This is a genomic window from Pseudomonas sp. WS 5010, from assembly GCF_012985565.1.
Taxonomy (GTDB): Bacteria; Pseudomonadota; Gammaproteobacteria; order Pseudomonadales; family Pseudomonadaceae; genus Aquipseudomonas.
This window is the reverse complement of sequence record NZ_JAAQWQ010000010.1, coordinates 61315-79702: the sequence shown is the minus strand read 5'-3', so window position 1 is coordinate 79702 and position 18388 is coordinate 61315. Positions and strand designations below refer to the sequence as shown.

Genomic DNA, 18388 nt, shown 5'->3' with positions numbered 1-18388 from the left:
CCGGGTTCTAGGCGGGCACCAGGCTGAGGAACAGGCGTTTGTCAAGCGGCGCGGTGATCGGGTGGTACAGGTCTCGCACGATGGCCTGGCTGTCTGCACCAGCCTGGGCGATCAGGTCCCGCAGGGTCACAAAGCGCTGTTCGGGGCGCTTGAGGTGCGCGGCGGTGTAGGCGCCTGGCACGCTGTCGGCCTGGGGGTAGTGAAAGTGGGCATACCACAGCACCGTAAGGCGGTTCTTCTCGCGCACGGCGAACTCCGACACGTAGTCCTTGGCCGCGGTGCGTTGCGGGCCGTGGACCAGGCCGATGTCGATCGCGGCGTGGGCGCGCAGGAATTCGATATTTTCCTGGCGCGGGCGTTGCGCCTTGTAGCCCTCGATGCAGTGTTGTGTGCCTTGTGCGCGCAGTTCGACGGCCCGCAGGCGCAGGCGCTCTACGGTCTGGAGCATGTCGGGCTTGCCCCCGTGGTGCTGGGCCAGCCCGGCCGCCACCGTTTCCAGGCGTTCGGCCTGGTGCACGAGCATGTCGCGCCAGTCCTGGGGGTTGAGTTCATCGCGGCGCGAAGGGTCGCTGAGTTTCTTTTTCTGGAACTCGATGGAGCGCTCGATAGCCGGCACTTCCTCCAGCAGCCGTTGCGCCTGGCTGCGCAAGGTCGCCAGCGCCGGCACCTGGGTGGGCTTGGCGGGTGGGGTGGGCTTGGCCTCGATGATCTCCACCCAGCCTTCCTGGGGCTGCTCCATGAAACGCCCACTGATCTGCTGGGTGATGGGATTGCGGGTCACGATGGTGGGGAAGGGTAGGTCGCGCTGGGCCGGTTCCAGATCGCCCACCAGGGCCCCCTTGTCCCGTGACTTGAACACGCGCTTGGTCCTTGACGGTGCCCGTACCGGCTTGAAGGCGCCCGGTTGGGGCGGGAGGAACTCATCTTCACGCAACAACGCAGCCAGATCAGCCTCGGCGCTATCACGCACGGTGTACAACCGCTCGATCAACAGCGGCATATACCGTGGGTGGGCCAGGGGCGAGTCGAGCTCCAGCAGGCTCTGATAAATCTGCAGGCGCCGGTTGTAGTGCTGGATCAGGTTGGTCAACACCTCCTTGCGCTCGGTGGAGGTGAACCCCTCGGTGGTCAGCAGGTCCAGGTGCGAGTCTTCCAGGGACGACAACGAGGATTGCAAGTGGTCATGGCGCTCCAGGAAGTACTGTTCCTGGGGCGTGGTGGCCGCAACCGTCTGGTCAATGCTCAAATCGGTCAGCACATCCAGGGATTCGAGGGTGGCGTTGAGGCGGTTGTAGAAGCGGCGCTTGGGATGACCATTGAGGTATTTGAGGCGCTGCGCAGGGCCGGTCTTCAAGCGCGCGGCCATCTCCTCCAGGGTGTTCTCGATGGCAAGCATTGCCTGGGCATGACGCTCGGAAACCGCAAAATTAGTCTCCAGCAGGTCTTTGACATAGTGCACCGCCGCCGTATCGTGCGCCGTGCCTTGCAGTTCGATCAGCGATTCGCCGTGCTCGGAGACAAAGCTTGCCAGATACAGGGAGGCCAGTTGGCTGACGCGTATCTCATCGGTGGCCAGCATCGACTGGTATTGCTCCACGCACTGGCCCTCATAGTCGAAGTGGCTGTCAACGGCCTTCATCTGCCCGTAGGCCTCGATCAGCAGGCGTCGTTGTTGCAGCAACTGGGCGGCGGCCTGGTCAAAGCGCTCCTGAAAGGCCTGGAACCCGGTCCTGGCCCAGGAGCGTTGTGCCACGCTGTTGCGGTGTTCGGCCACCCGCGCCGGGTCGTCAGGGGCACTGCGCAAGCGGTTGCGGGCCTCGCCCAGGGCATTGTGGGCGGTCTCGAACTTCAGTCGGGCAGCCTCCAGCACCCGGTCGATGGGTTGCAGGCGTTTGATCAGGGCGCTGACCTCGTCACTGATGCGATTGATCTCATCCGAGGCCTGGGTGCGTTGCTGAGCGATTTGCGCCAGCTTGGCCTTGAACCGGTTCTTCGGCCCACCACCGCGCAGTTTCAGGCCCAGATCCAGGACCCAGTGGCCTTGGGCATTACGCGTGAGCGCGAACCCAGGATGTTGCGGTTTTTGCGGATGAATCAGGGACACTTCGCCCAGGTCCGGCACGATATTCACCCGAAACAGCAGGCCGGCCACCGAGGCGTGCCACTGTTGACCGATGCGGTACAACCCTTTGAAATCACCGATCTCCAGGGGCAACGGGGTCGGCACCGGCCAGGGTACATGCAGCTCGCGCAAGGCATCGAGCAGGCGGCGGCGGCTGCTGTCGCGCGCGTTGGAGTGGACAAAATCCACCAGGGTCTGGTCGCCGGCCGGTGGTTCGGCGGGCAGGCCCACCGGGCCCAGCTCGATCGTGATGGCCGGCTGGGTCGCGCCCGCCGGGCGGCGTAGCGCTGCGAGAGTCAGCGGCAAGGGCGGCTCGCTGTCGTGCGCCAGCCATTCAGGGGGGCGGGAGGCTACATGCAACAGAATCAGGCCGATATTGAGCAGCACATCGACCCAGGCCAGCTCCCTCGCGGCGTCATCCTCGCCTTGCAGGGCCGCAATATCGTGCCGCAGGCTGACCGCCAGTTGCACCATCCAGCCTGCGACCATCGCCGGCCCGCGCAGCAGCGGCAACAGCAAGGCGTTGAACAGCAGCCAGCCACCTTCGAGCAGCACCGCCCAGCGACTTTCGGTATTGGATACCGCGTCCCGGTCGGCCAGGTCCACCAGTGCCCGGGCATTGCTGCCGTACAGGTACTGGGTCAGGTTGCCGGTGGCCAGGGACTGGGCCAGGGACCCGGGGATTTGCCCACCGTTGGTGTCCTGCGCCAACTGTGCCGGGGGCGGCGCGGGCCACTGCACGGTGTCGTCGCCCTGGCCGAAACGCAGGATATGCGGGCTATGGAAACCGCCGTGGCTGTAGATCGGCCGGGCCTGGTCCGACATCCAGGCCAGCACGCTGTCTTGCAAGGCCCCGGGCGCGGCGATGGCATCGAACAGGGCCGCGCGCTGGCTGAATTGCTGCAACGCGTCCTGGTACAGCGGGCGGTAGAGAATCGCTGGCCCGGCGTCGATATCCCGGGGCTCGATGATAAATATATTGCTGACGATATCCGGCAGCGCCCCGGGTTTGCGGGCGAAGGCCAGCGGGCGGATCACGATGTCCTGGGCATCCACCTCCCGCTGCGGCGCGCTGCGGTGCAGCACGGCCTTGACGTAGCGATAACCGAGGAAGGTGAACCCCTGTTGCCCGCGTATTGCCAGTTCCAGGGCCTGGCGTGGCAGTTGCACGGCCAGTTCGTCGCCGAACAGCACCTCGCGCCGGCGTATCCCGGGGCTGTCCCCCAGCAGCAGCTCGCGGATTTTCTGCGGATAGTGTTGGCCAACGTCCACCTGGCGGATCAGCCCGGGGGTGCTATGGAACAGGCCTTTTTCCCCGAGTATGTAGTCCTCGGTCAGCCAGTCCGGGACGGCCGCCCCCGATGTGTCCCGAAGGGTTAGCCGGCCCTGTGGCGCCGCAGCCAGGTTGTTGATGGCCAGTGCCGTCAGGCTCATGCGCACCGGGGCCAGGTAGCCGCTGTGGATGTCACCGACCGGGACATGGAAGGTCAGTTCCAGGTTGTCCGGTTCCACGCTGGACTCGGGGTGGTCACGGCGCATCTGCTCGCGCAGGATGCGGGTGGTAAAGGCCTGCAGGTTTTCGACGCCGTCCAGAAAGGACGCACCTTCGGTTTTGCGTTGCAGGCGCGCCTGTTCCAGCAGCTCTTGGCGATAGGCAAAGCGCTGTTCGGCGCTGGCCGCCTGCAGCCAGGACGGCAACGCTGCCTGGAGGGCGGGTTGATGCGTCGGGTCTGGCGCGGGGGCGGCGCGCAAGGCGAGTGCCGGGTCGGTGGCCTCGGCGAACTGCTGCTCCAGGGCGCGTACGCCCTCGGCGGCCGGCAGTTGGATGGCTTGGAGGTCGTCCAATTGCTGGTTGAGCAGCAGGGCCGCCTGGGTATCGAAGAGATTGCCATCGGGTTCGTAGCGCTTGACCACGACTTTGTCGACCTGCAAGCGGCTGGCCAGGCGTTGGCCCCAGGCCTGGGTGAACGCCTCCAATGAAGCATACGGCTCCACATTGCCCGAGGCCTGGCACAGCAGGATCCGAGGGCCTTGTACCAACAGCAGGTCGGTGCTCAACAGGCGGGCATCGCTGCCCGGGCTGACGACGCAAGCCTCCAGGCAGTAGGCGTACACGATGCCCGCAGGCCCGGCCAGGCGCTCGCGCCGGTCAGGTTGGCGGGTCAGGTCAAACAGCATGTCCCGGGTTGGGCCTGCCGGCAGCAGGCTTGCGGTGCTTTTCAGGTTATCGGCCAACAGGTCGCCGAGCCATTGCCAGCGGCTGGCGCGGGTGTCTGCGCTGAGGTTCCAGTAGTTCGTCAGGGCCTGCTGGAAAGCGATCGGCAGGGTAAAGGGCAGGTCCACGATCAACCGTTCAATGACCGTCATGTCCGGTTCGCGCGGGCCATTGGCTTCATAGGTCAGGCGTGAGGGTGGCTGCTGGGAGAGAAAGCAGCGGCGTTCGTCGATGACCTGGGTCAGGTTCAGGGGCGTGCCATTGCCCAGGTGGTCGAGGACCACATCGCTCAGGCGCCTGAGGTCCCAGCCGCGTTTTTGGTTGGGGGTCGCCAGCTTGACGGTGGACAGGTCCAGGGCCAGCGCCGGGAACTGTTCCAGCAGGCGTTCCTGCAGGTGGTGTTCGACCACCTGACGCAAGGTCGGGCGATCGGCGAATTGGCGGGCGACGGCCAGGGCCGGGGTGTTGCTGCGGTGAGTGAACAGCAATGGGCCAGGGGGTGGGGCGGGTAAAGTGTCGGGCATAAGAGGTTCCGTTCTGCGCGATGGGGTTCTCCGGCAGAATGGCAAGCCGCTGGGGCCGCAGTGTGGTAGCCGGTTATCGCGACACGACGGCGACCACGGTTTGGCCTATCATCAACGTTTTTCCACTGATGAATGATCCTGATGACTGCTGCTACCCTGGCCACTGAACTTGCAACCAGCGACATGCTCGTAATCGATGGGCTGCATGCCTTTGATTTCACCTTCGATGATCGGCAGTTACTGATCAAGAGCATGGACGGTCGGGCCGAGAAACGCTGGACGTTCAGCATCGCCCAGGTGCAGGCCGCGACGTTCGATGAAACCTTGCAAAGCTGGACCCTCAGCGGTGACTCGGGCGAGCACCGCCTGGTGTGCCTGAGCGCCATCACTGGCAGCAACGAAGACGAGGACGACGAACATGCTGATGCGTAAATTCTGGCCCCTGCTGATGGCCGGCAGTGTCGGCGCGATGTCGGCCCAGGCCGCGCCGCTCGAGACCTTTGCACTGCTGGTGGGCAGCTACACGGCAGGTACCAGCGAAGGTATCTACCGCCTGCAGTTCGACAGCCGTACCGGCCAGCTCAGCGGCGCGCCGGTGCTGGCGGCCAAGGCGCAGAACCCGTCCTGGCTGACCCTGTCCCAGGACCAGCAACACCTGTTCGTGGTCAATGAAAACGGCCCCGGCCAACAAGACCCGGTGGGGCGCGTGAGCAGCTACCGCATTGACCCGGCCAACCAGCAACTGACCCTGGTCAATCAGGTGCAGAGCCTGGGCAACGAACCCACCCATTCCAGTCTGGCCGCCGATGGGCGCTACCTGTTTGTCGCCAACTATTCGGTGTTGGAAGATCCGGGCGGCAGCCTGGCCGTCCTGCCGGTGGATGCCGCAGGCAAGCTGTCGCCGCCGGTGCAACTGAGCGCGCACCCGGCCAGCCGGGTCAACCCTGAGCGCCAGGCGTCCAACCACGTGCATTCAGTGGTGTCGTCACCCGATGGCAAGTACGTGTTTGTGCAGGACCTGGGGGCGGACAAGGTCTTTGCCTACCGCTACGACCCCAAGGCCAACCACGAACAGCCGCTGACCCCGGCTGATCCGGCTTTCGTGCAGTTACCGCCGGGCAGTGGCCCGCGCCACCTGTTGTTCAGCGCCGATGGCAAGCATGCCTGGCTGACCACCGAGATGAGCGCGCAGGTGGCGGTGTACGACTACCAGGACGGCAGGCTGACCCAGCGCCAACTGGTGGACTTTGCCGCCGGGCAGCCGCTGTCGGACAAGGCTGGCGCTGCGCTGCACGCTTCCAGCGATGGCAGGTTCCTCTACGTCAGCAATCGTGGCACCGCCAACCAGATCGTGGTGTTTGCCATTGATCCTGCCACCGCGCAGCTCACAGAGATCCAGCGCCGCACGGTGGAAGGCGACCATCCCCGTGAGTTCAGCCTCGACCCGAGCGGCAAGTTCTTGCTGATTGCCAACCAGAAGAGCAACCAGATTGTGGTGATCGCGCGTGACACCCAGACCGGTCAACTGGGCAAAACCGTACAAAAACTGCCGATTGATGCCCCCAGCGACCTCAAGTTCCTGGTGCGTCAATAAGCCACAGGCCCCGCCGTGCGGGGCCTGACTCCTTGTATCAATCCCAGTGATAACGGCTACTGTTTCAAAGCATTTCAGCCAGCCGGAACCCAGGCGTAAGTTTGCTCCAAGGCCTTCACAAGCCATCCAGCCAACTGAACACAAGGGTTACCGCCATGAACTTCAATCTCTTCTCGATCATCGCCGCCTCCGCTGTTTCCGCCACCGTGGCCTTGCCAGCCAGCGCCAGCGTGGAGATCAGCAGCAAAAAATCCAGCACCAGCGCCTACACCCAGAAATACCTGCAACAGAGCGCCAACTTCTATGCCGCCCTGGATCACAAGACCCAAGGCTGACACGCCAAGGCTGCACCGTGGCTACGGGTTTTTGGCCATGGATTGGACAAACAGCGGCGACGCCAAAAACCGCTCCAGCCACTGCTGCAAGTGCACATAAGGCGTCGTTGCAAACCACTCCCGGTCCACATGGGCAAACTGGCGCACAAACGGCGCCAGCGCCACATCCGCCAGGCTCAGGTGATCGGCCAGCAGGTAGTCGCGCTGCGTCAGCAATCCTTCAAGCTTGCGCAAAAACACCTCGCCCTCGGCCCGATAGTGTTCCATCGGCTGCTCCGGGTAGCGCTCGGCGTATTTGTAGCGATTCAAATGCTCCTTGAAGGCCTGGTCATTCTCTGCAATCAACGCTGCCATCAGCCCCTGCGCCGCCGGATCCTCCTTGAGCAGCCAATCTTCGGGATCATGCTGCGCCAATGCCCAGCCCATGATCGCCAGGCTCTCGTCGAGCACCTGGCCGCCCACACTCAACACCGGCACCGTGCCCTTGGGCGAAAGCGCTAACATCTGCGCCGGCTTGGCCTTGAGGCTGACTTCGACCACCTGCACCGCCACCGCGCAATAGCGCAAGGCCATCCGCGCGCGCATGGCGTAGGGGCAGCGGCGAAACGAATACAACACCCCTTCGCTCATTTCACCTCCAGGGTGCTCAACCCATTGCCCTGGCGCTTGACCTGGATCTGCACCGGAATTCGTTCGTGCATTTCCTGTACGTGGGAAATCACCGCCACCTTGCGCCCCTGGGCCTGCAAGCCGTCGAGGGCGTCCATGGCCAATTGCAGGGATTCGGGGTCCAGGCTGCCGAAGCCTTCATCGATAAACAACGACTCGATCTTCAGCGTGCTGGAGGCCATCGACGCCAGCCCCAGGGCCAGTGCCAGGGAGACGAGGAACGTCTCGCCGCCGGACAGCGAATGCACCGAGCGCAGTTCATCGCCCATTTCCGTGTCCAGTACCAGCAGGCCCAGCATGCTGCCGCCGCGCTTGAGGCGGTAGCGGCGCACCAGTTGGCGCAGTTGCACGTTGGCGTGGTGTACCAGCAGGTCGAGGTTGTAGGCCTGGGCGAACTTGCGGAACTTGTCGCCGGTGGCCGAGCCGATCAGTGCATCGAGCCGCGCCCAGCGCTGCCACTCCTCATACGCCTTGGCGGTGGTGAGCGCCAGGCTCTGGTTGGCGTCCTGGCGCCGCTGGTCTTCGGCTTGTTGCGCGCGCAGTTCGGCGCAGTGTTTTTCGCCGCCAAGCAGTTGCTGGTTCAGCTCGGCCAGGGCGCTGTCCAGCTGTTCGGCGTCAAGGTTGCCGTTGTGCAGGGCCTGGTGGTCCTTGAGGCGTTGCTCGCGTTCTTGCAGCAGGACCTTGGCCTGTTCGATGGCTTTTTCGCTGTGCTGTACCTGCTGGCGCAGTTCGCTGACCCCAGCCTCGTCGAAGGCCAGCAGATGTGCCAGGCCTGCGTCGTCGAGCTGCGGATGCTGGGCGCGCCACTCGCTGATACGGCTGTGCAACGCCTGGAGTTCGCTGTCCAGGGCTTGCTGGCGCTCCTGGCGGGCCTTGAGGTCGGCGGCCAGTTGGATCAGTTCGCTGCGGGTGTCCTGCAACTGTTGATTGGCCTGGGTCTCGCTGTGACGGGCCTGTTCCACGGCCTGTTCGAGCTGCTGCTGCCAGTGCTCGGCGCTGGCATGTGTGCCCAGCAGGGCGCTGAGTTTTTCCTGGGTGGCCTGCTGTTGCTGGGTCAACTCGGCCAACTGCTGGTGCTGCACGGCCAATTGTTGCTGGCGATGCTGCTGGCGGTCCTGTTCTTTTTCGATGGCTTGCTGGCGCAGTTGCTGCTCGGCCAGTTCATCCTTCTGGTAGCCAAGCTGCTCCAGGCGCTGGCTGATCTGCTGGTCCAGCAGCATGAACGTCGCCGCCGGCTGCGTGCGCAGGCCTTCGAGGGTCTCGGCCGGGAGCAGGCTGGCGAAAGCATTGAGCTCTTCGTCCAGGCGCTCGCGATCGCTGGCCAGTTCCCGTTGCTGGTCGATCAACTGCTGGCGGGCTTGCTGGCTGGCATCCTGGGCGGCTTGCAGCTGTTGCTGCAGGCGCCCGGCATTTTGTTGCAGGTTGAGCAGGGCGCCCTGGCGCTGTTCGTCCTGGGTGATGCTCTGGCTGAGCTGGCCCAACTGCTGCGCCAGCCAGGCGCTGCGTTTGCCGCTGTCCTGGTTGAACAGCGCGGCGCTCAGCGGGTGGGCCTCGAGGCTCGGCGCCAGGCCCTGGAGCTGGGTCGCCAATTGCTCTTGCTGTTGCAGGAATTCTTTTTGCTGGGCGATCAAGCCGCCGACTGCAGCGCGCAGTTCGGTGAGCGTTTCCTTGAGGGTGTCGACCGCTTTCTGCGCATTGGCTTCTTCGCTTTCATCATGGCGCGTGAGGCTGTGCAACAGGGCTTCGGGCTGGTGATACGGATGCTCGACACTGCCGCACACCGGGCAGGGTTGCTCATCCTGCAATTGCCCACGCAGCTCCTCGACACTGGCGCTGCGTGCCAGCCGCTGGCGTTCCAGTAACTGCTTGGTCACGCTCAGGGTCTGCTCGGCCACTGTCAGCTCGGCCTTGGCTTGCAGGCCGGTCTGGTTCAGTTGCTCGCGCTGTTGCTGGGCGCTGGCCTGTCTTTGGGCCAGCTCCTGTTGCTGTTGGTCCAATTGCTGCTGGCTGTCCCACAGCCGCGTCAGGTCCTCGAAGGCCCGTTGCTGCTTGCGATTGTCCTTGAGCAGGCTATCGAGCAACTGGATCTGCTCGGCCACCGCATGGGGCTCGGCCCCGGCTTCCTGATACAGCAACTCCAGGGCCGTGCGTTGCTGGGTCCATTGCTCGCTGGCGCGGTTGGCGCGTTCTTCCAGTTGCGGCAGTTCGGCCTGGCCCTTGTTCAGGCGATTGCCGATCAGCATCAGTTGTTGCAGACGGTCGCGGTAGGCGTTCCAGGCGTCGCTCAAGGGCGCGAGGGTGGCGCTGCGTTCCAGTTGCGCCGCCAGTTGTTGCAGGCGGCTGGCAACCTGTTGCTGCTGAGTGTGCAACGTGTCGAGCGCGGCCTGGCCTTCGGTGCAGGCGGCTTGCCCCAGTTGTTGCTGTTCACTGCTTTGGGCCAGCTCGCGGGTCAGGCGGGCGAGGCTGCTTTGTTCCTCGAAGGCCTGGCGCAGCAACGGCACGGCTTCGGTCTGCTGTTGCAACGCGGCGGCCAAGGCGCTGTGTGCGCTGGCTTGCTGCTGTTGCAGTTGCTCCTGGCGTGCGTGCAGGGCGGTTTGTTGCTCAAGGTGCTGGCGGATCTGCGCGGCCAGGGGCTCCAATTGGCCGTTCAGTTCGCTATGCCGCGCAAAATGATGACGCTGCGGCGCCAGTTGCTCCAGGCGGCTCAAGTCCAGGCGTTGCGGGCCCTGGGTGTGCCATGCCTGCTCGGCCTGTTGCAATTGTTCGACTGCACTGTGTTGGCGCTCCTGCCACTCGTGCAGTTCCTTGAGCCAGGTGTGTTGCAGTTCCAGTTGCTTGAGCTGGGCCTGCTGGGTCTTGAGTTGCTGCTGGGCTGCGCTCAATTGTTGATCCAGCTCGGCGCGGGCCTCGGCCGGCAACGGCGTGACGCCAGTGGCCTGGTCTTGCAGCAGCTTGTGGGCTTCCTTGGCCTCCCGCGCCTTGATGAACGCGCGCTGGCCCAACTGGGTGTAGAGCGCGGTGTCGGTGAGCTTTTCCAGCAGTTCGCTGCGCTCGTTATCGTTGGCCTTGAGAAAGGCGCTGAACTCACTTTGCGCCAGCAGCACCGCACGGGTGAACTGTTCAAAGTTCAAGCCCAGGGCCAGCTCCAGTTGCGTCTTGTATTCGGTCTTCTGGCTGGCCAGCAGTTGCTCGCTGTCCAGGTCGATCAGGCTTTGCCGACTGTTCTGCAACTTGCCGCTGGCCTTGTCGCGGGCACGATTGGCCTCCCAGCGCGCGCGGTAGCGCCGGCCGCTGACGCCGACAAAGTCCACTTCGGCATACCCGCCGCCGGTACCGCGGCGGATCAGGGTGCGCGGGTCGCCGATGGAGATATCGGTATCGGCATCGGGCATTTTTGCCTGGCCGGTGTCGCCCAGGCGTGGCACGGCGCCAAACAGCGCTAGGCACAAGGCATCGAGCAAGGTACTTTTGCCGGCGCCGGTGGGCCCGGTGATCGCAAACAACCCGGCGCTGGCCAGGGGCTCGGCGGTAAAGTCGATTTCGAACGGCCCGGCCAGGGACGCGAGATTTTTCAGGCGGATGGCGAGGATCTTCATGGCTGTTGCTCCTCGTGTTGCACGTCCTGGAGCAGCACGGCGAAATCCTTGAGGGTCTGTTCGTCCACGTCACTGCCATAGCTTTCCTGCCAGGCGCGGCTGAACAATTCCTGGGGCGTGAGCTGGTCGAGTTCGATCAACGGCTCATCGCCTTGGTCCTGACGCGCGCCGCTGCCGGCGTACTCGGCGGCGATGCGCACCAGGCGCACGGCCTTGCCCAGCAGGGCGTTTTCCACTTGCTGGCGCAGGTCAGGCTGGGGTTCGTCGAGGCGCACGCGCACCTCCAGCCAGGGCTGGCGCTGGGTGTCGGCCAGCAGATCGACGTCGGGCAACTGCGCCAGTTGCTTGAGGATCTCGGCCAGGGGCGCGGCGTCCAGGCGTTGCAGATGCACGGCGCGGGGGATCAGGCGCGGTTCGACGCTGACCAGGGTTGCACCGTCCAGTTGCACGTCGAGGATCTGGTGTTGATAGCCGATTTCGGAAAACGACAGCGGGATCGGCGAGCCGCAATAACGGATGCGTTCCTCGCCATTGACCCGCTGGGGCTTGTGCAAGTGGCCGAGGGCGACATAGCTGACACTGGCATCGAACAGACTGGCCGGCAGCGCTTCGGCATTGCCGATGATCAGGCTGCGCTCGGAGTCTTCCGACACCGAGCCACCGGCCATATGTGCGTGGCTGATGGCAACCAGCGCCTGGCCCGGCTGGCGCTTGGCGTTGGCTGCGGCGATCAGGCGCTCATGCACCTGGCCGATGCCCTTGAGGTAATCGTCGCCCAACAGCGCACCGGTGACTTCGGCCGGGCGCAGGAACGGCAGCGCCAGGCACCAGCCGGCCACGGCGCCGGTTTTGTCCGGCAGGGCAATCAGCAAGCGCTCCACATCCAGTTGCCCGTCATCCAGCCACAGCACCCGGCCCAGGGCATGGGTACGCAAACGCCGCATCAATGGCGCCGGCAGCTCAATGCGCGAGCCGGAGTCGTGGTTGCCGGCGATCATCACAACGGTCAGGTCGGGGTTCTGTTCATGGGCGTTGATGATGAAGTCATACAGACGCTCCTGGGCCTTGAGGGGCGGGTTGACCGTATCGAAGATATCGCCAGCGATCAGCAGCACATCGGGGCCGTGCAGCTTGATCTGGCCCAGCAGCCAGTCGAGGAAACAAGCGTGCTCGAAGTCGCGTTCCTGGCCGTGGAGGTTTTGGCCCAGGTGCCAGTCGGAGGTGTGAAACAGACGCAAGGCGAACTCCGTGGGGAATAGGTAAAGGAGCGGAGTTTACCTGTAAATGGTAACGAGGCGCCCAAGATCAAGAACCGAGCGCGAAGCTGCATCCTTTGTAGGAGCTGGCTTGCCGGCGATGGCGATGGGTCAGCCAAGACATTTATTGGCTGATACACCGCCATCGCTGGCAAGCCAGCTCCTACAGCTGAGTTCACCGTCGGTACAGCGTGGGCGGTTACTTGGGATACAGCGGCGGCAAGCTGGTGCTGTCGGCCACCGGGGCCTGTTCGCGTTCGGCCATGGGAATGGCCTTGACTGCCCGCCACAACTCTTCGCCCTGCCAATACTGGCCGCTTTCGCTATAGAGCGCGCCGTTCAACCCATCCAGGGCATCGGACAGCGGCACAAACCGCGCCGCCATCTCTGCCAGGGTTTCCGGTTGCTGGCGTGCCCAGGCGTCCAGCGCCTGGCGCGTGGCCTGGGGGTCGTTGGCTTGGCTCGCACGCCGCAGGTCGTCGAGCAAGGTGCGGGGGCTGGGCCCGGTCTGGGCGGCGCGTTGGATCGCCGGGCGCGAGCGGGCGCGCCACCACAGGCCGAAGCCGAGCAGGGTGGTGCAGGCGAGGAACAGGCTGGTGAGCTGCCAGATCCACAGGCGGCCATCGTCCGGTGCGGTGATCACGGTGGGGGTGGCCGGGGTGTCGACCACCAGGCTCGGGTTGACCGCCACCTGCAGGGTGCGGGCCGGCAGGCTGGTGCGCTCCAGGTGGTCTTCGTGGGTGTTCCACCACACCACTTCCACGGCGGGCAATTCCAGGGCGCCGGCGCGGTTGGGTACCAGGGCTTCGCGGTCTTCACGGCTGCCGATCACCCCGCGCTCGCTGTTCTGGTTGCTCAGCACCGGCTGGTCGGGGTAGCGCCGCAGGCCGGCGATTTCGGTGCTGGGCAGCGCGGGCAACTGGGCGCTGGCCAGGCCTTCGGCCTTGAGGGTAAGGATGCGGGTCAGGGAGTCGGCGACCTGCACGTTTGTAGGTTCCGGGTTCCAGCTTTCGCCCAGGCTCAGGCTGCGCGCCGGCAGCCAGGGGGCGTCCGCTGGATAGAGCGCAGGCTTGGGCTTGACCGTCAGGGGGATCTCGGTGGAATTGACATGCAACAGCTTGCCGGGCCTGGGCGCCTGGGGCGCGGTGCCCTGGGCCGGGCGTGGTTCGACCATGGTGGCGCTGAACATTTGCGCGGGGATCAGCAGTTGCCCGCTGTGCTGCGGGTAGATCCCATAACGCATTTCGATCACGCCATGGCGCACGCCGTTGATGACTTTTTCATAGGTGCGCGAATCACCCACTGGCTCGACGCGCGCGTCAGACAACTGCAAGGGCGTAAGGACGCTGTCGTCATACAGCGCCACCGAATGGTAGATACGCACGGTCAGCAGGGCCTGGGCCTGCACATATACGCTGTCCTCATCGAGGCTGGCTTCGATGAATACTGGTTCGAGCTGGTTGTCGCTGTCCTGGCCGAGGGTTTCGTCCACTTGCAGGCTGATCGGCTGGGTCTTGAATTCGCCCAGTTGCAGCGCTGGGACCACCACAGTGCCGGTGGTCTTGGGCTGCAAGGTGATGATCCAGCGGGTGGTGGCGTGGTTGCTGCCGTCGAGGGTGGTGAGCTGGTTGATCTGGCGGGTGCCGCGTACGTCGAACAGCGGGTCGAGGGGCGACAGGTCCGGCTTGCCGAACTGGGTAACGTCATCGGATTCGATTGTCAGCTCCACCGTTTCCCCGGAATTGACGCGGCTGCGGTCGATACTGGCGGCCAGGTCGGCCGCCTGGGCGTGACCGGCCCACAGCGCTAGCGATAAGACAAATGGGGTGCAGCGGCTCATCGAGTCTTGTCCTGATGTTGTTGCTGTTCGTACCAGAATTTGCGTCGCAACAACTCTCCGGGGTTGTCCGGGATCTGTCGCAGCCATTGTTCCAGGGCCTGGCGGTGCTCCTCGTCGAGGTTGGCATCCGCCGGGCGCAAGGGCGGCGTGGTGGTCTGTTCGTCGCCCAGTTCGCTGCCGGGTACTTCGTTGTTGCCCGCGGTGGGCGGGGTGCCGGTTTGTGTCTCGCCGGTGCCCGCCTGGCCTGCGCCCTGGGGCGATTGCTCGCCGCCGTTGGTTTGCTGGCTGTTGTCGCCTGGTTGCGCAGTTTGGCCGGGTTGGGGGGATTCGTCATCCTCGTTTTTTTCGGGTGCTGGCGGCTCGGGCTCCGGTTCTTCAAGGAGCAGGCGTTCCACCAGGGCTTTGTTTTTCAGGGCCGGCTGCAGGTCGGGCTGGGCTTCCAGGGCCTGTTCATAGGCGTCTATCGCGGCTTCCAGCTCGCCGGCGCGGGCCAGGGCGTTGCCTCGATTGTAGTGGGAGTAGGCGTCACTGCCCTCGGCAAAGCGCCGGGCCGCCTCGGCGTAGTTGCCCGCTTCATACAGGGCCACACCTTGCCATTGCGGGTTCTCAAAGTGTGCGGCGGCTTCGGCCGGGCGTTTGTGCTTGAGCAGGTACTGGCCCTGTTGGTCGGGGCGCAGCCACAGGTCATCAAAGCTGAACGCATAGCTTGGTTGCGGCGCCGCCAGCAGTAGCAGCGGCAGGCAGAATAGCCAGCCACGGCGCCCGGCGCAGGCGGCGAGCAGCAGCAGGGGCAGCAAAAACCAGTAACCCTGGTCGGCCCAGGTGTCCAGTTGCAGGCGCTGGCCGTCGTCGCGCAGGTTTTGCGGGCCGTCCAGCAGGCCCAGGCTGCGCAGGTCTTTGTCGTCCAGGCGGGCCTGGCGATAGCGGCCGCCCATTTCACTGGCGAAGGCCTTGAGCGTCGGGCTGTCCAGGCGCGGGATGAGGATCGCGCCTTGTTCGTCCTTGAGGAACTCGCCGCTTTCCTGAGTCACCGGCGTGCCTTCACGGCTGCCAATGCCCAGGATCGACAGGCTCGGTGCCTGCCCTTGCAGCAGCAGGCGAATGCCCTGGCGCTCCTGCTTGGACAGCGACGAGCCAATCAACAACAGGCGACCCTGGCCCAGGCCGCCGTGCTTGAGCAGGCCCAGGGCTTTTTCCACCGCGAGGTCAGCGCGATGGCCGGCCTCGGGCATGATCGACGGGCGCAGGGCTTCCAGAAGGTTGCGGCTGGTGGCCAGGTCGTCGGACAGCGGCACCAGTGTGTGGGCGCTACCGGCATACACGACGATGGCGGTCTGCGCGTCACTGCGCGCCTGCAGCAGGTCCACCAGCTTGCGCCGTGCCTGCTCCAGGCGGTTGGGCGGGCTGTCGGTGGCGAGCATCTCGGGGGTCAGTTCCAGCAACACCACCAGCGGGTCGGCGGGTTTCTGGCTGATCTGCTCGACCCGTTGCCAGCCTGGGCCGAGCAAGGCCAGCAGGGCCAGCAGCCAGGCCAGGCCCAGCAGCAGCCACGGCGATTTGCTCTCCCGGCCATTGCCGCCACTGAGCAGGGCCGCGTGGAAGGCCGGCGGCAGGATCATCTGCCAGCGCCCAGCGCGTTTTTGCCGATGCCACAGTTGCCACAGCAACCAGCCGAGCACGGGCAGTAGCAACAACCACCAGGGACGGAACCAGTGCGGCCATAAAGCGATCATCGACGCCTCCGCAAACGCAGGCGTTGAAGGCGTTGGCGCCATTGTGGGTGCTGTTGCAGGAAATGGCCCTTGGTCGAGAGTTTATTGAGCAGCCGTTGCAAGGCGTTATCCGGCCAGCGTTCCTGGATCACCAACAGCAGGCTGAGAAACAGCGCCAGCGCCAGGGGCCCGCTATACAACGCCTGGGCCGGGCGGGCCTGGGTCGGCTGTTGCGCCACCGGCTCCAACTGGTCGAGGGTTTGCTTGATCGCTTGCAGCTCGGCACCGTCATGGGCGCGGAAATATTGCCCGCCGGTCGCCGCGGCGATGGCCTTGAGCGCCGGCTCGTCCAGATCCAGGCTGGGATTGAGGCCGAGCATGCCCAGGGTCCCGGTCTGTTCGGGGTTGGCGCCAATGCCGATGGGGTAGATCTTCACGCCTTCTTCGGCGGCCAGGCGGGCGGCGGTCAGTGGGTCGATTTCGCCGCCGTTGTTGGCGCCGTCGGTGACCAGGATCAACACCCGGCTTTGTGCCGGGCGTTGCCGCAGGCGCTTGAGGGCCAGGCCGATGGCGTCGCCAATCGCGGTATTTTTTCCGGCAATGCCGATGCGCGCCTCGTCCAGCCAGGTGCGCACGGTACGCCGGTCGAAGGTCAGCGGCGCTTGCAGGTAGGCCTGGCTGCCAAACAGGATCAGGCCCACGCGATCGCCTTCGCGGCTTTCGAGAAAGTCCCCCAGCAGGTGCTTGACCAGGCTCAGGCGGCTGACGTCTTCGTCCTGCCATTGCATATCGGGGAAGTCCATGGAGCCCGACACATCCACCGCCACCAGCAGGTCGCGGCCGCTGGCGGCAATCGGCAGCGGCTCGCCGAGCCATTCCGGGCGGGCGGCGGCGGTCAGCAACAACAGCCATAGCACCACGAACGGCGCTTGTTGGCGCCAACCCGGCAGATTGATGCGCGCACGGCGCCGGGCCAGGCCTTCGAGGTCGCCGAGGAAACTGACCTTCAACGCCGGCTCGCCGCTGTCGGCCACTGGCAGGATCAGGCGCATCACCCACGGCAAGGGCAACAGGGCAAAGACCCACGGCCAGGCGAACTCAAACATGTTTGCGAATCCAGGTGTCGACCGCTTGCGTGAGGCCGGCGATGGCCTTGTCGTCGAGTTTGCATTCGGGTTTGTAGGCGCCTTCCACCAGGACCATCCAGCGCGTCAGGCCGGCCGCCGGGCAGCGGTTGTCAAGAAAGGCCAGCCATTTGCGCCCGTTGAGGGTGTGGCTCTGGCTGTAGGGGTAGTCGTTGCGGCACAGGCGTTTGAGCAGGCCATTGAGCTGCTGCAGCCAGGCGCCGGCCGGTGCGCCATCGTAGGGTTTGGGCATCAGCGCCAGCTCCGCGAGGGCGGCGATGCGCAGAGGGTCCAGCGGTTGCTCGGCCCGGGCCAGCGGGCGTTTGCCGGGCAGAAAGCGCCGCAGCCACCACACGCCCCAGCCCGCCAGGGGGATCAGCACCAGCAACAGCCACCAGCCCGGCGCCGGTGGCCAGAAACCAATGGCCGGCGGGGCGATCAGCGGTTGCAACGAGTCCAGGCTGCTCATGGCTTTTTCACCGGGCGCTGCGGGTTGAGGTATTCACGTAGCTGCTCGACCATTTCGCTCTGGGTACTCAATGGCATCAGCAGCACCCGCAGCTTCTGCGCGAGCAGTTCCCAACGGGCGATGCGTGCTTCGGCCTGGGCCTTGTAGGCCTGGCGCAGCTCGAAGTTCAAGGTGTCGATTTCCAGTTGTGCGCCGCGCTCGGCAAAACGCAGCAGGCCGGCGGCGGGGAGGGCGTGGTCCAGCGGGTCTGAGACCGGCAGCAGCAGCAGGTCGCAATGGCGCGACAGCAGGCTCAGTTGCTGCTCGGCGCCTTCGGTCAGGGCGCGTTCATCGCAGATCACGATAACCAGGCTGCCGGGGCGCAGTACCTCGCGGCCACGGCGCAGGGCCATGCCCAGGGCATCGGCTTCGGGGCGGCTCTCGGTGTTCAGGCTCTGGTTGACCCGCACCAGGCGGTTGAGCAGTTGCAGCAGGCTTTGTTTGCTGCGCCGGGGCTTGATCTCGTAGTGCTCGTTATCCCCGAACACCAGGCCGCCGACCCGGTCGTTGTGCCCCAGCGCGGCCCAGCCGATCAGGCTCGCGGCCTGGGCGGCGAGGACTGACTTGAACATCAGCCCGGAGCCGAAAAACAGCCGGCAGCTTTGCTCGACCATGATAAAGATCGGCCGCTCCCGCTCTTCATGGAACAGCTTGGTGTGCGGCTCCTGGGTGCGGGCGGTGACGCGCCAGTCGATGGTGCGCACATCGTCGCCGGCCTGGTACACCCGCACCTGGTCGAAGTCGACGCCGCGCCCGCGCAATTTGGAATGGTGCAGGCCGATCAGCGGGCTGCGTTGGCTCGGCGTGGAAAACAGTTGCACCTCCCGCACGCGATGCCGCATCTCGATCAATTCGCTGAGGGAAACACGGATTCCATCGCCGGCGTTCATGGG

At 65.0% G+C, this 18388-nt stretch carries 12 protein-coding genes; 3 read left to right on the top strand and 9 right to left on the bottom strand.

The annotated features are described in order from the left end of the window. Nucleotides 1–7: 7 nt before the first annotated feature. Complete coding sequence (locus HBO11_RS26085; protein WP_169955771.1) at nt 8–4861, bottom strand: DUF6543 domain-containing protein; 4854 nt, start codon at nt 4859–4861, stop codon at nt 8–10. Nucleotides 4862–5002: 141 nt separating this feature from the next. Here HBO11_RS26085 and HBO11_RS26080 point away from each other — a divergent pair, with 141 nt between their 5' ends. The 3 genes from HBO11_RS26080 to HBO11_RS26070 all read left to right on the top strand — a co-directional run bounded on the left by HBO11_RS26080 (nt 5003) and on the right by HBO11_RS26070 (nt 6790). Then, nucleotides 5003–5293, top strand: coding sequence for a DUF5629 family protein (locus HBO11_RS26080; protein WP_169955770.1), 291 nt, complete (start codon nt 5003–5005; stop codon nt 5291–5293). Continuing rightward, a complete protein-coding gene (locus HBO11_RS26075) occupies nt 5280–6455 on the top strand; it encodes a lactonase family protein (RefSeq protein ID WP_169955769.1) in 1176 nt (391 codons plus the stop codon). Before HBO11_RS26080 ends, HBO11_RS26075 begins: the two co-directional genes overlap by 14 nt. A gap of 155 nt (nt 6456–6610) precedes the next feature. Next, nucleotides 6611–6790, top strand: a complete 180-nt coding sequence (locus HBO11_RS26070) for a hypothetical protein (protein WP_169955768.1) — start codon at nt 6611–6613, stop codon at nt 6788–6790. A 21-nt stretch (nt 6791–6811) separates the two neighbouring features. Here the strand turns inward: HBO11_RS26070 and HBO11_RS26065 are convergent, their stop codons facing one another. The 8 genes from HBO11_RS26065 to HBO11_RS26030 all read right to left on the bottom strand — a co-directional run bounded on the left by HBO11_RS26065 (nt 6812) and on the right by HBO11_RS26030 (nt 18385). After that, nucleotides 6812–7420: a glutathione S-transferase gene (locus HBO11_RS26065; protein ID WP_169955767.1), complete on the bottom strand. Its 609-nt coding sequence runs from the start codon at nt 7418–7420 to the stop codon at nt 6812–6814. Beyond that, nucleotides 7417–11055 carry an AAA family ATPase gene (locus tag HBO11_RS26060; protein WP_169955766.1) on the bottom strand — a complete coding sequence of 1213 codons (3639 nt, stop codon included), beginning with the start codon at nt 11053–11055 and terminating at the stop codon, nt 7417–7419. Before HBO11_RS26060 ends, HBO11_RS26065 begins: the two co-directional genes overlap by 4 nt. Further along, nucleotides 11052–12293: an exonuclease SbcCD subunit D C-terminal domain-containing protein gene (locus tag HBO11_RS26055; protein WP_169955765.1), complete on the bottom strand. Its 1242-nt coding sequence runs from the start codon at nt 12291–12293 to the stop codon at nt 11052–11054. The genes HBO11_RS26060 and HBO11_RS26055 overlap by 4 nt, the downstream gene beginning before the upstream one ends. 217 nt (nt 12294–12510) lie before the next feature. Then, nucleotides 12511–14151, bottom strand: coding sequence for a BatD family protein (locus HBO11_RS26050; protein ID WP_169955764.1), 1641 nt, complete (start codon nt 14149–14151; stop codon nt 12511–12513). Beyond that, nucleotides 14148–15884, bottom strand: a complete 1737-nt coding sequence (locus HBO11_RS26045) for a VWA domain-containing protein (RefSeq protein ID WP_170059009.1) — start codon at nt 15882–15884, stop codon at nt 14148–14150. Before HBO11_RS26045 ends, HBO11_RS26050 begins: the two co-directional genes overlap by 4 nt. Further along, nucleotides 15881–16969: a VWA domain-containing protein gene (locus HBO11_RS26040; RefSeq protein ID WP_169955762.1), complete on the bottom strand. Its 1089-nt coding sequence runs from the start codon at nt 16967–16969 to the stop codon at nt 15881–15883. Before HBO11_RS26040 ends, HBO11_RS26045 begins: the two co-directional genes overlap by 4 nt. Beyond that, the gene (locus tag HBO11_RS26035; RefSeq protein ID WP_169955761.1) at nt 16962–17456 is read right to left on the bottom strand and encodes a DUF4381 domain-containing protein; all 495 of its coding nucleotides are present in this window, start codon (nt 17454–17456) and stop codon (nt 16962–16964) included. Before HBO11_RS26035 ends, HBO11_RS26040 begins: the two co-directional genes overlap by 8 nt. Then, nucleotides 17453–18385: a DUF58 domain-containing protein gene (locus tag HBO11_RS26030; RefSeq protein ID WP_169955760.1), complete on the bottom strand. Its 933-nt coding sequence runs from the start codon at nt 18383–18385 to the stop codon at nt 17453–17455. Before HBO11_RS26030 ends, HBO11_RS26035 begins: the two co-directional genes overlap by 4 nt. Nucleotides 18386–18388: the final 3 nt, after the last annotated feature.

Excerpts from the sequence above, each read along its gene's own strand:
- HBO11_RS26040 (WP_169955762.1), bottom strand. The coding sequence starts at position 16,969 with ATGTTTGAGTTCGCCTGGCCGTGGGTCTTTGCCCTGTTGCCCTTGCCG.
- HBO11_RS26080 (WP_169955770.1), top strand. The coding sequence starts at position 5,003 with ATGACTGCTGCTACCCTGGCCACTGAACTTGCAACCAGCGACATGCTC.
- HBO11_RS26060 (WP_169955766.1), bottom strand. The coding sequence starts at position 11,055 with ATGAAGATCCTCGCCATCCGCCTGAAAAATCTCGCGTCCCTGGCCGGG.
- HBO11_RS26075 (WP_169955769.1), top strand. The coding sequence starts at position 5,280 with ATGCTGATGCGTAAATTCTGGCCCCTGCTGATGGCCGGCAGTGTCGGC.
- HBO11_RS26030 (WP_169955760.1), bottom strand. The coding sequence starts at position 18,385 with ATGAACGCCGGCGATGGAATCCGTGTTTCCCTCAGCGAATTGATCGAG.
- HBO11_RS26035 (WP_169955761.1), bottom strand. The coding sequence starts at position 17,456 with ATGAGCAGCCTGGACTCGTTGCAACCGCTGATCGCCCCGCCGGCCATT.
- HBO11_RS26085 (WP_169955771.1), bottom strand. The coding sequence starts at position 4,861 with ATGCCCGACACTTTACCCGCCCCACCCCCTGGCCCATTGCTGTTCACT.
- HBO11_RS26065 (WP_169955767.1), bottom strand. The coding sequence starts at position 7,420 with ATGAGCGAAGGGGTGTTGTATTCGTTTCGCCGCTGCCCCTACGCCATG.
- HBO11_RS26070 (WP_169955768.1), top strand. The coding sequence starts at position 6,611 with ATGAACTTCAATCTCTTCTCGATCATCGCCGCCTCCGCTGTTTCCGCC.
- HBO11_RS26050 (WP_169955764.1), bottom strand. The coding sequence starts at position 14,151 with ATGAGCCGCTGCACCCCATTTGTCTTATCGCTAGCGCTGTGGGCCGGT.
- HBO11_RS26045 (WP_170059009.1), bottom strand. The coding sequence starts at position 15,884 with ATGATCGCTTTATGGCCGCACTGGTTCCGTCCCTGGTGGTTGTTGCTA.